Source organism: Flavobacterium soyae, from assembly GCF_021245985.1.
GTDB lineage: Bacteria > Bacteroidota > Bacteroidia > Flavobacteriales > Flavobacteriaceae > Flavobacterium > Flavobacterium soyae.
Genome location: NZ_JAJQXA010000017.1, coordinates 53,790 through 65,682 on the forward strand (window position 1 = coordinate 53,790; position 11,893 = coordinate 65,682).

At 29.6% G+C, this 11,893-nt stretch carries 9 protein-coding genes; 5 read left to right on the forward strand and 4 right to left on the reverse strand.

Annotated elements, in window-relative coordinates; translation table 11 throughout:
* Window positions 1-122: 122 nt before the first annotated feature.
* Entirely contained in the window at window positions 123-1,382 is a 1,260-nt protein-coding gene (locus LUU93_RS18055; protein ID WP_232682556.1) for an aspartate kinase, read from the forward strand.
* Between the two features lie 60 nt (window positions 1,383-1,442).
* Here LUU93_RS18055 and LUU93_RS18060 read toward each other — a convergent pair whose 3' ends face one another.
* Window positions 1,443-1,796 carry a helix-turn-helix domain-containing protein gene (locus LUU93_RS18060; protein ID WP_232682557.1) on the reverse strand — a complete coding sequence of 118 codons (354 nt, stop codon included), beginning with the start codon at window positions 1,794-1,796 and terminating at the stop codon, window positions 1,443-1,445.
* Window positions 1,797-2,558: 762 nt separating this feature from the next.
* Here LUU93_RS18060 and LUU93_RS18065 point away from each other — a divergent pair.
* The 4 genes from LUU93_RS18065 to LUU93_RS18080 all read left to right on the forward strand — a co-directional run bounded on the left by LUU93_RS18065 (window position 2,559) and on the right by LUU93_RS18080 (window position 6,883).
* On the forward strand, window positions 2,559-2,801 hold the full coding sequence (locus LUU93_RS18065) for a hypothetical protein (RefSeq protein ID WP_232682558.1): 243 nt from the start codon (window positions 2,559-2,561) through the stop codon (window positions 2,799-2,801).
* 579 nt (window positions 2,802-3,380) lie between these two features.
* Window positions 3,381-4,010 (forward strand): hypothetical protein, encoded by a 630-nt coding sequence (locus LUU93_RS18070; RefSeq protein WP_232682559.1) that lies wholly within the window; start codon window positions 3,381-3,383, stop codon window positions 4,008-4,010.
* Between the two features lie 165 nt (window positions 4,011-4,175).
* Window positions 4,176-4,697 carry a peroxiredoxin family protein gene (locus LUU93_RS18075; RefSeq protein ID WP_232682560.1) on the forward strand — a complete coding sequence of 174 codons (522 nt, stop codon included), beginning with the start codon at window positions 4,176-4,178 and terminating at the stop codon, window positions 4,695-4,697.
* Window positions 4,697-6,883 (forward strand): peptidase domain-containing ABC transporter, encoded by a 2,187-nt coding sequence (locus tag LUU93_RS18080; RefSeq protein ID WP_232682561.1) that lies wholly within the window; start codon window positions 4,697-4,699, stop codon window positions 6,881-6,883. Before LUU93_RS18075 ends, LUU93_RS18080 begins: the two co-directional genes overlap by 1 nt.
* Window positions 6,884-7,238: 355 nt before the next feature.
* On the opposite strand, the gene LUU93_RS18085 is transcribed toward LUU93_RS18080, so the two are convergent.
* The 3 genes from LUU93_RS18085 to LUU93_RS18095 all read right to left on the reverse strand — a co-directional run bounded on the left by LUU93_RS18085 (window position 7,239) and on the right by LUU93_RS18095 (window position 11,867).
* Window positions 7,239-9,638, reverse strand: a complete 2,400-nt coding sequence (locus LUU93_RS18085) for a TonB-dependent receptor domain-containing protein (RefSeq protein WP_232682562.1) — start codon at window positions 9,636-9,638, stop codon at window positions 7,239-7,241.
* Between the two features lie 115 nt (window positions 9,639-9,753).
* Window positions 9,754-10,803, reverse strand: a complete 1,050-nt coding sequence (locus LUU93_RS18090) for a helix-turn-helix domain-containing protein (protein WP_232682563.1) — start codon at window positions 10,801-10,803, stop codon at window positions 9,754-9,756.
* Window positions 10,804-10,805: 2 nt separating this feature from the next.
* Window positions 10,806-11,867 (reverse strand): helix-turn-helix domain-containing protein, encoded by a 1,062-nt coding sequence (locus tag LUU93_RS18095; protein WP_232682564.1) that lies wholly within the window; start codon window positions 11,865-11,867, stop codon window positions 10,806-10,808.
* Between the last annotated feature and the right edge of the window lie 26 nt (window positions 11,868-11,893).

The following is an 11,893-nucleotide window of genomic DNA, read 5'->3' on the forward strand; positions in this document are numbered from 1 at the left end:
TCGTGGCAAACCGACACAGATTGTAAAATCATTTTAATCCCTATAATCTGTGGCAAAAAAATATAAAGAAATACCAGATTTCATTAAATCTGAAATCTAAAATTAAAAATCTAAAATTAAAAATGAGAGTATTTAAATTTGGTGGTGCATCAGTAAAGGATGCTGAAGGAATTAAAAACGTATACGACGTTTTACAAAAAGTGGGTTACGAAGATGTGATTTTGGTTGTTTCAGCAATGGGGAAAACCACAAATGCTCTTGAGGTTGTAATCAAGAATTATTTTGATAAATCGGCAGAACTGAATTCATCTGTACAAGAAATAAAAAAATATCACAATCAAATTTTATTAGATTTATTTGATGATGAAAAACATGCTGTTTTTGCTGCAATTAATGAGCAGTTTTCAGAATTAGAGTATTTTTTGGCACATAATAAATCCCCAAATTACAATTTTGTTTACGATCAGGTTGTAAGTTTTGGAGAATTGATTTCTACTAATATTTTAAGTCATTATATGAATTTCAGAGGAATTCAGACGCAATGGCTTGATGTTCGTAATTTCATCAAAACAAATGCAAATTACAGAGACGCCGAAGTTGACTGGGAAACTACGCAACAAAATATTAGCAAAAATGTACCAAGAAAGCAATTAAATATCACTCAGGGATTTTTAGGTGCCGATGAAAATAATTTTACTACTACTTTAGGCCGGGAAGGTTCAGATTATACTGCAGGAATTTTTGCTTACTGCTTAAATGCCGAAAGTGTAACAATCTGGAAAGATGTTCCGGGTGTTATGAATGCCGATCCTCGTTATTTTGAAAATGCGAGTTTGTTAAACCAAATTTCGTATCGTGAAGCAATCGAATTGGCGTTTTACGGAGCAACGGTTATTCACCCAAAAACATTACAGCCGTTACAGAAAAAAGAAATTCCGTTGTACGTAAAATCATTTATCAACCCGTTATTAAAAGGAACTTGCGTTTCTAAAGGTGTTGATTTGGAGCCGCAATATCCTTGTTTTATTGTAAAGAGAGAACAGCTTTTAATCTCACTTTCGTCTATTGATTTCTCTTTCATTATGGAAGAAAATATTAGTGAGATTTTCGGATTATTCCACGAATTTAAAATCAAAGTAAACCTGATTCAAAACTCTGCGATTAGTTTTTCTGTTTGTGTAGAAGATAAATTTGGAAATTTTAATGATTTGAATGCGATTCTTTCTAAAAAATTCAAAGTAGATTACAGCGAAAATGTAACACTTTATACTATTCGTCACTTTACAGAAAATGCTGCACAAACAGTTGAAGAAAACAAAGAGGTTTTATTAAAACAAGTGAGCCGCGAAACTATGCAGATCGTGACTAAAGAGTTAAATTAATACTTTATTATTAAAATTCAGATATATTTTGAAAAGGCTTCGCTTAATAGTGAAGCCTTTTTAGTTTTTACCCTTATTCAAATATTTAATAATTGTTTTTAAATCTTGAATTTCCAATTCATATTTCTTTATTATTTTTCTGTAAACACCCAACATTGCAATTTCCGTTTGACGATCTGGATTCATCAAACTTTCATAAGCAGCAATACCTAATTCCTTTTTAACTAATTCTTCTGGACTGATCTCAAAAACCTGACAGATTTTATTAAAATGAATTGCCCAAGAAGTACTTTCTCCCCGCTCCATCCTTGCATAAGCAGATTGCGAAATATTTAAATGATCTGCAACCTCTTCTTGTGACATATTTTTGGCTTTACGCAATATTTTTAAATTATTTCCTACAACAATATTCATGATTAATATTTTTTTAAATATAAATATAAGATTTAATTTACAATTATTCAGATTTAGGTTTTAATTAACCGATTTTAGACTAAAAATAAATCCTTAGAAGTGATAATTTTACGGTATCACTTAATACAATTAATAATGCCAACATTAAAAAAACAATCATAATAATATTGATTTTGATGTATCTATGTTTCGTAATCTTTGGAATTTATGAAATCATAAATAATGGGTTCAAAACTGGAATGAAATTATTAAGTCAATTTTTTTCAATTATAATTCGCAGTACAACATCTTATCTTTTATATCAAAAATATTTCAACAAGAATAAAACAACTAGGATTAAATACAGTGTTTCCAAATTATTTCTATCCAAATTTTCAATACAAAATGAAAAATTTACTTGTTTATTACTTTCAAATATTATTACCAATCCCATTGTTATACTATTTTGCAAAGAAGGGAGATTCAATTGCTTTTTTTGTACTAATGGTATTTTATTACATCTATAGACTTTTTACAGATTATTATAGGTTATCAAGAAAAAATGTACTTAAAAAGAATGATATTTTTCTTTTTATAATTCCTCTTTGGAACATGAAATATTTTAAAGAATTATATTTTGAGAACTAAATCTAACAACATAAAAAATATTAAAATTATTCGAATTTAGGTTTTAATTAACCGATTTTCGGTTAAGACTCTTTTTTGATTCATCATAAATTTGGTAATTATAAATTAAATATTAACAACTAAATTTATTTAACTATGAAAAAATTAGAATTAAATCAGATGGAGAATTTATTAGCAGGAGCTAATATACAATTAAAGGATGCCACTGCATATGACAATAGTACAAATAGTAGTAGTGGATCTATTGATTGTGTAGCTGCAGGAGCTGGATTAATTTTGGGTGCATTGACAATTGGAGCAGTAACTGGTGGTGTTGGTTTAGTAATTTGGGGAGCGGGAATGGGATTAAACGTATTTGGAATGATGAGAAGTTGCTAATTGATTATTTTATTGAATAATTTCTGATTTTTCTTTTGAATAATTATTTTTAAGTCTTTCTATGGATTATTTTTAAAAGAAAAAAATACTGCAAGCATAGATTTTAGTATTTAAATTAATATTCCATTTAGTGTATAATTCAGATTATTAATACTATTTAGATTAAAAGAACAATCAGAGATTATTTTAGTATTGTTTTTTAATTAAATTTTAAAATGAAAAAAAAGTATTTTGCATTTATATGCATTACAGTAATATTATTACAACTATTAAATTATATATTTTTTAAAGGTGATCTTATTTCTGTTATAGTAACCACATTAGGTATTATACTCATTCTATTCTCAGTTTATAGTGCCAAAATAAAAAAATGATAATTTCTACACTGGGAATGACTGGCATTGAGCTTATAGTTTATGCAATAAGATAAATTCAAAATAAAACTTATAAAATTATTTAACAATAGTTTTTCCTATTTACTAATCTCTAAAACCATTTATACAATAGAGGATTCCATATTAAACCTTTAATTATTTATTAAGAGCAATTATGGATCTTATTATTTAACAGTTCGTACTTATGAAATATCCATTCGTAAAATGGTTAATCCTTTCAATTGGAACAATTTTAATTGGCGAAATTTTTAAAAAGTCCATACCTTTTTATGAATTAATTTACAATTCTCTTTCTCAACAATTCACAATTAAACAAGTCAAGGAGATTATTGATATTCAAAAAAAGTGGGAATGGATTAATTATATTTTTCTTCCAATTTTACTATTACTAAAAACTTCAGCAATATCTTCCATTATTTATATTGGCTTATTTTTATCTAATAAAAATTTAAAATTTATTATCATTTTAAATTTTGTTTTAAAAGCAGAATTTATCTTTTTATTAGTACCTATTTTTAAAATTATATGGTTTTATTTTTTTCAAACCTATTATACTTTAGAAGATATTCAATATTTCTATCCACTCTCAGCGTTAAACATTGTAGGTTATAAAGATTTAGAAAACTGGTTCATTTATCCTTTTCAAGTTCTAAATCTATTTGAACTCTTTTATATTATTTATCTAGGTTATGAGATAGGTAAACTAACCAATACAAATGCAGATTATGGATTAAAAATCGTTGCGCTAAGTTATATACCAAGTCTCTTATTGTGGGTAACCACAGTAATGTTTTTTACACTTAATTATCCCTAAAATGTCATTACTCAGAAAAATTTTCCTTTTAATATGCACCCTTTTTATTATTATAAATATCGTTAGGTATTTTTTTTATAGTGCAGAATTTATTCAAACTTTAATTTCAATTTTGTCAGGGACTTGTTTCATAATTTCCTTACTACTAAAGAGAGAACAAAAACAATGAGAAAGCCAATAAAAATAATTCTTGCGCTATTATTTATTAGTGTTTTGCTTTTTTTAGGTTACAGGATTGTCAATAAAATAACTTATAAAAATGAAATAAAAAAGCATATAAAAACGATTCCTAATTTTTTATATCAAAATATAAAAGGAGGAGTTTTCACCAATCAAAATTTAATGACAGAAACTCCAGCTATTTTTATTTATTTCAATACAGAGTGTGAATATTGCAGCGAGGAAGCACAAATGATACATGAAAACATAAAGAAGTTTGAAAATATTCAAATCATCTTTATTTCATTTGAGAACATCAAGCAAATTAAAAAATTTGCCCAAAATCATCAACTAATTAATTATGATAATATTTATTTTCTATATGATAGCAAAAATACTTTCGCTTCTACATTTGATATAAATTCACTACCCAGCCTAGTACTGTACAACAAAAATAAAAATCTAGTTGAAAAAATAAAAGGGCAGACAAAACCAGAAATCTTGATTAAAAAATTGAATGCTGAATAATGAATTTAAAACACATCCAAAAAACTCATACATTACAACTCGATCAATCAGATTGTGGTGCAGCCAGTTTATTATCAATTATAAAGTTTTATAAAGGCAGTGACTCTGTAGAAAAAATTAGAGAATTAAGTGGTACAACGAAGCAGGGAACTACAATGCTAGGTTTGTATCAGGCAGCAAACCAATTAGGTTTCACGGCTGATGGCTGCAAAGCCGATATGCAAGCCCTGATTGACCATAAGCAACCCTTAATTTTACATACTATAATCAACCAATTGCAACATTATATTGTTTGTTATAGTTACAATGAAAAAGAAGGATTCTTAATTGGAGATCCGGGAAAAGGAATTTACAATTTATCCGAGCAAGAATTAGAAAAAATATGGATTTCAAAGACCTGTTTGACGCTAATACCAAATACCAATTTTATAACTCAAAAAGTAAAGCAAAATGATCAGAAGAAATGGTTCTTAGATATATTAAAAGACGACTATAAATTAATTGCAATTTCTATTCTGCTTGGTATTTTAGTTACCGGATTAGGGCTGGCAATGGCATTGTTTTCTCAAAAACTAATTGATGATATTCTCCCGTCAAACAATATAAAAAAATTAATTTCTGGCATTATCTTATTAGCTATTTTGCTCTTTGCACGAGTTGGAATATCTGTTTTAAGGCAATATTTTACATTACAACAATCGAAAGATTTTAATAATCGCATCAATAATATTTTTTTCTCTTCATTATTACAGCTGCCAAAGCCTTTTTTTGATACACGTCAAACAGGTGAACTTGTATCCAGATTAAATGATACTCAGCGTATACAAAATGTGATAAAAACACTTTCTAATTCTTTAATAATAGATGTCTTGTCTATAATCATTTCATTAATTTTCCTGTTTACATATTCCTGGAAACTGGGTATAATTTTAATTATAAGCCTGCCCATATATTTTTATATTATTTATCGAAACAACGAGAAAATCATAAATTCGCAAAAGGATATAATGCAGAGCTATGCTTATAATGAAAGTAATTTCATTAATAGTATTCAAGGAGTTTCAACTATAAAAAATGACAATAAACAAAGCATCTTCAACAAGTTAAACCGAAATATTTTTGCCAATTATCAGGAAAAAATAGTTAATCTCGGAAAAATCAACATTACTCTTTCCTGGCAATCTGGTTTGGCTAATGTAGTATTCGTTATTGGTATTTTAATTTACACCTCTATACAAGTATTTAATAAAGAAATTAAAATTGGTGAATTGATGGCAATTTTAGGAATCACAGGTTCATTACTTCCTTCAATAGCAAATTTGGCTTTGATTTCAATTCCAATAAATGAGGCTAAAATTGCATTTAATAGAATGTATGAATTTGCATCAATTGAAAAAGAACATGAAAATGGTCTTCAAATTTTTGAAATTGAGAAAATCTCGATTCAAAACCTTTCTTTTAGGTTTGCAGGGAGAAGTGAACTTTTTCATGATGTAAATATTACAGTTGAAAAGGGAAAACTTACTGCCATTGTTGGAGAAAGTGGAAGTGGAAAAAGCACATTAGGGCAGATTTTGCAACGTTTTTATTCATTTGAAAATGGAAATATAATTGTAAATAATAAACACGAACTTCATAAAATTGGACTTAAAAACTATAGAGATTTATTAAGTGTAATTCCTCAGGAAATTACAATTTTTAATGGAAACGTAATTGACAATATTCTACTTGGAGAAAGTGAAACTGCTGAAAACATTTTAACCTTTACTACTGAATATGGTTTTGATATTTATTTCAATCAACTACCACAAGGATTAATGACCATTCTTGGAGAAGAGGGAGTCAATTTAAGCGGGGGACAAAAGCAGCTTATTGCTTTTGCTCGGGCATTATATAAAAAACCACAATTTTTAATTCTGGATGAAGCAACTTCTGCAATGGATCGAAATACTGAGAATTTTACAATGACGTTACTTCAAAAAATAAAACAGGATTGTGCTGTTTTATTTATTTCGCATCGCTTAAATAAACTCAAAAATATAGCCGATAGCATTTATATTTTAGAAAATAAAACGATAACGGAATCCGGGAATCATGAGAAATTAATGGAAACAAACAATTTTTACAGTAAGTACTGGAATGAACAAGACGATTCTATTGAAACAAATCTGCTGAGAAACTATTAAATTTAACATCAATGAAAAAACTAAATTTAAAATTAATTATTCCGTTTTAATATTTTTGCACATTGATACTAATCTCTAATAATGAAAAATTCATTCAGTTTGATGAAATTTGAATTCAATTGGTACTTGTTTTGATTTTTATATTGAATATTATACTAGTGTATTTGTTATTAAAAAACAAATCTTGATTTAAAATTTTTACCTCACCCTATTATTCTCTAACAATCAAAGTCACAAAAAGCATTAACTTTAGATTGTCGAGCTTCTTTCGTTCCTTCGACTTCGCTCAGGATGACAAATAGATATGTATAAAAATAAAATCTGTGTAAATCAGTTTAATCTGCGTGCAATTTATTTACCTCGCCCTATTATTCTCTGACTGCTCAATTTCAGATTTTTTATAAGTTGTTTTTTTTGAATTCCCGAAACTGTACGTCGCAATTAGCTTAAAATAATTTGAAGTATACGTTCGGTGATAATATATTTGAGTTTGCCCGACTTCATAATCGCCCGAAACCATGAACTTGTGAAAGATATCGTTTGCCGTAAAATTTAGTTTTAAGGCATCTTTAAAAAAATTTCTTTCGATTCCTAAAGTTACTGTTGAGCGGGAATTATCACTTCGCAAGCCATAACTTTTGTTTCCTAAATACCAGGCAAGTAATTGTACTTTAAAAAGATCCGGAATTGTAAATGTATTATTCGAATACAAATAGATCTGCGGCTTAACCGGTCCCATAGCGTATTCATAAAAATTGTCTATTGCTTTCGTTAAATTCATACTTACGGTATTGGTAGAATTCCACCATTTGACATTGAATGACCTTGAAAGCGAAGTAAAAAAGGTATGCTCTTTTTCTAAATTTAATGATCTCAAAATATAGCTGTTTGGAGTATCACCGCGCAAAGCTGCTGCCGAAATCGGGTCTATTTTATAAGTATAGCCCATTTTAAAATCAAACTTTTTATACATTGTTCCAATTTCAAAAGCGTGGACTTTTTCGGGAAGCAAATTAGGGTTTCCTTCAATTGTCGTAAACGGATCCTGATAAATAACATACGGATTCAATGCCTGATATCTTGGCCGTGTTATTCTGGAAACATATGAAAAATGTCCTTTCCAGTCTTCAGAAAAATCAAAATTTAAAAGCAGGTTTGGAAAAAAATTCCCGTAACTTTTTTCAAATTTCTGAATTCCGTTTGCATTTGTATACAAATCATAATTTGTTCTTTCTGTCCTTGCTCCTATCGAAAAATTGACTTTTTCGCCTAATGTACTTCCAAAAGTAAAATAAGCCGCGGCAATTTTTTCGTTGTATTTAAAATCGCTCGAAAGCTCGTCATCCAGTTCAAAATTCACATCATCAGCATTGGCAATTAAAAAATCTGTTCCTGATTTTATGGTTGCATAACTATATTTTGCACCCATTTCGAGTTTGGTGTTTTCCTTTATTTTCTTCGAATAATCGGCTTGTGCGGCTGCAATGTTTATGGTGCTTCCCACATTGTTTTTAAGATATTTTTGAATATTATTTTCATCAACCAGACTATTTTCTTCGATAAAATCTCTTACCGTTCCGTTGTAATTTGAATATTGCGTTCCTATAAACAACGACGAACCTTTTGGGTCTGTTATCAAATTATAATTCAGGTTTACAAACTGATTCAGCAGCACATCATTTTTAGCAATATCTGTGGCATAAAAATTACTTCCTGAATTATTATCGATTGAATTTCTGCTTTCTACAACTCCGCCTAAATCTTCAATATTGCCGCTGTAAGCTAATGAAACATAACTTTTTGGAGAAAAGGTATACTGCAGTCCAAATCCAAAATTAGAGTAATTATTATATTCCCTTCTCCAGTCTGTTGTTAAAACTGATCTCATATATTCATCAGGATTCGGGCGCGTTCTCGTGGTGTACAACAATTCACGGCCTTTGCCTAATTGCAGGCCATAATTGGTTATAAAGGAGAATCTCCCTTTTGAATAATTAAAATCAAAAAGTGTATTGGTACTTGTTCCGGCAAATTTAGAAACTGTTATGTGCTGACTTGCTGATCCCATTATGCCGCTTTCAATATTTTGTTTGGTAATAATATTGACAACTGCTTTTCCTTCGGCATCGTATTTTGAAGACGGATTTGAAATCACTTCAATTTTTGCAATCTGCGAAACCGGAATTGCGGCAAAACGTTCATAATTAATCAAGATTCCGTTTAGGTAAATTATTGCTTCACCTTTTCCCAGAACGCTGATTTGTCCTTCGGCAACTACCACATTTGGAACACGGCCTAATAATTCATTGACAGAACTGCTTGTTGCGAGAACCGTTCCCGTAACATTAACATCGATAGTTCCGTTTGCACCATATTTTAATAATGACGGCTGGCTTTTTACTACTATTTCGTTTAATTGATTGTTATTTTCTGAAACTATAATTGAACCCAAATCTATGTTTGCTGCACCAGAATAATTTAAGCGTATAAACTTATCTGCAAATTCTGCCGAAGTAAGTTTTAGAATAATTTCTTTTTGATTGATATCTGATAATTGAAAAACTCCGTCTAAAAAATCCTGCTGTTTGATAATTACAGAATCCCGAACAGACAGAACAGAGACGTTCCCCATCATCAATTCGTTATTTCGATTGGCAACTTTGCCTGAAATTTTTTGAATGGTCTGCGCATTTGACAAGACAGCATTAAAAAAGAAAAAATAGATATAAATGAAAACCAGAATTAGAAACCTCATAAAATTTAGGGATTAGGATTTGACTTTTTGCAGAGACAAAAGTCAGCTCTAAACCATGAAACGAGGTAACCGAAAGCGAAATCAGGAGTACGAATTTATAAATTGATACTCCGTTTTATGGCTGTAATGTCTGAATCTGGTAATTTAAGGGTGTGGTTCCGGTATGTTTTTTAAAGGCAGCAAAGAATGTAGATTTAGAATTAAAACCTACATCATAACCAACAGATTCTAAAGTTAGTTTATCATTTGATGTGATAATTTCGCAGGCATTATTGATTCTGAATTCGTTTACGAAACTGGTAAAATTCTTTCCTAAATTATTGTTTAAAAACTGCGACAATTGATAGCTTGGGATATTTATTTCCTGAGATAAATCTTTTAAACTCAAATTCGGATTTTTGTATAATGTTTTTTCGTTCATTACTTTTTCCAGTTTTTGAGACAAAATCACCACTTCTTCTTCGCTTAGTTTTTTGTCTTTTTGAATGTTGAGCAGGAATAAATCATCGGTTCTTGTTCGGTATAAAAGAACCAAAATGATCAGGTATAAAATAAAAGTAAAGGCGAACGCACCCGTAATACAGGAAACAAACGGAACTCTCACAAATCCTAAAAAGTAGGATATAAATACTAAAGCAATTCCCAGAAAAATTGTTCCAAACCATCTTTCTGACGGAAGTGTGTTTTGGTAATTCTGAATTATTTTCTCCAATAATAACCTGATTTCAAAACCTGAAAGAAAAATATAAGTAAACCATTGAAGAAAAATAAAAGCCACAAAATAATCATTCCATAAAACGGGATAATTTTGGTATGGAAATACAAAACCAATTATCAAAATAGTCAAAATCCAAATGGCTAAATGCGATTTCCATTTTAGTGGAATGGTATTTTGAATTCCTGATTTTAAAGTACAATATAAAAGCGGCCCGATTAATAAACCAGCCGAAAGACCAATTTGTAAATAGGTTTTGTGAAGATTGTTATTGAAATATACAAAAACGGTAACGGCAATTCTGGTACTTAATGCAAATAAAAGTGCACCAAGAAACAGATTTGAAAGGTATTTTTTCTTGGTAAAAAACAAAAAATACAGACTTAGAATAAATCCGTTGAAAGCGCCCAAAGCGCCAAAAAAGAATAATATTTCTTTACCTAAACTCATATCTAAGTTTGTAATGCCTGAAGCTGATAATTAAGCGGCGTTGTTCCGGTATGTTTTTTAAAAGCAGCAAAGAATGTAGATTTTGAATTAAATCCTACATCGTAACCAACAGATTCTAAAGTTAATTTATCGCTTGAAGTGATAATTCTGCAGGCTTCGTTTATTCTGAATTCGTTTACGAAACTGGTAAAATTCTTTCCGAGATTATTATTTAAAAACTGCGATAATTGATGACTCGAAATATTAATTTCTTTGGCTAAATCCTGCAGGTTTAAATTTGGGTTTTTATACAAACTTTTATCATTCATTATATTTTCGAGTTTTTCTGAAATAATTGCAGCCTCTGCCTGCTCTATTTTTTTACCCGAAATTTTCTGGGCGTTCAGTAAAAACAAATCGTCGGTTCTTTTTCTGTATAAAAGAATCGAAATTATCAGATATAAAATAAAAGAAAAGACAACTGCTCCGCCTATATATGTTGCCGCCGAAGCGCCCATAATGGCTAAAAAGTAAAAAAGAAACAATAAAAAATTACCCAGAAAAAGCATTCCAAACCACATTTCTGATGGACTTGTTTTTTCTTTTCTGTTCAAAATTTTCTTTAAAACACCACTAATCGTAAAGGCTGAAAAAATGATATAAACAAACCATTGAAAGTAAATGATTTTTATAAAATAGCCCCTCCAAATTTCCGGATAATATTCGTACGGATATAAAATTCCAACGGCCGCGATTATGGTTCCCCAAAACAGGAGCATGATTTTCCATGATTTTGACATTACATTGATTTCTTCAACTGCTGATTTTAGAAAATAATATAAACATGGCCCGATGAAAAAGCAGGCAGTAAGTCCAAACTGCAAATACATTTTTGGAAGTTCAGGATGAAAATATACAAAGACAGATTTGCCAATCCTGATGCTTAATGCGAACAAAAGTGCACCAAGGAAATAATTGGTCAGGTATTTTTTCTTAGTAAAGAAGAAAAAATAAATTCCCAAAATTACTCCGTTGAAAGCTCCCAAAGCACTAAAAAAGAATAAAAGTTCTTTGCTAGTATCCATAATTAAAGTTCATTATATCCTCAACA

Coding starts and splice junctions, on each gene's coding strand:
- LUU93_RS18055 (WP_232682556.1), top strand. CDS start 123: ATGAGAGTATTTAAATTTGGTGGTGCATCAGTAAAGGATGCTGAAGGA.
- LUU93_RS18060 (WP_232682557.1), bottom strand. CDS start 1,796: ATGAATATTGTTGTAGGAAATAATTTAAAAATATTGCGTAAAGCCAAA.
- LUU93_RS18065 (WP_232682558.1), top strand. CDS start 2,559: ATGAAAAAATTAGAATTAAATCAGATGGAGAATTTATTAGCAGGAGCT.
- LUU93_RS18070 (WP_232682559.1), top strand. CDS start 3,381: ATGAAATATCCATTCGTAAAATGGTTAATCCTTTCAATTGGAACAATT.
- LUU93_RS18075 (WP_232682560.1), top strand. CDS start 4,176: ATGAGAAAGCCAATAAAAATAATTCTTGCGCTATTATTTATTAGTGTT.
- LUU93_RS18080 (WP_232682561.1), top strand. CDS start 4,697: ATGAATTTAAAACACATCCAAAAAACTCATACATTACAACTCGATCAA.
- LUU93_RS18085 (WP_232682562.1), bottom strand. CDS start 9,638: ATGAGGTTTCTAATTCTGGTTTTCATTTATATCTATTTTTTCTTTTTT.
- LUU93_RS18090 (WP_232682563.1), bottom strand. CDS start 10,803: ATGAGTTTAGGTAAAGAAATATTATTCTTTTTTGGCGCTTTGGGCGCT.
- LUU93_RS18095 (WP_232682564.1), bottom strand. CDS start 11,867: ATGGATACTAGCAAAGAACTTTTATTCTTTTTTAGTGCTTTGGGAGCT.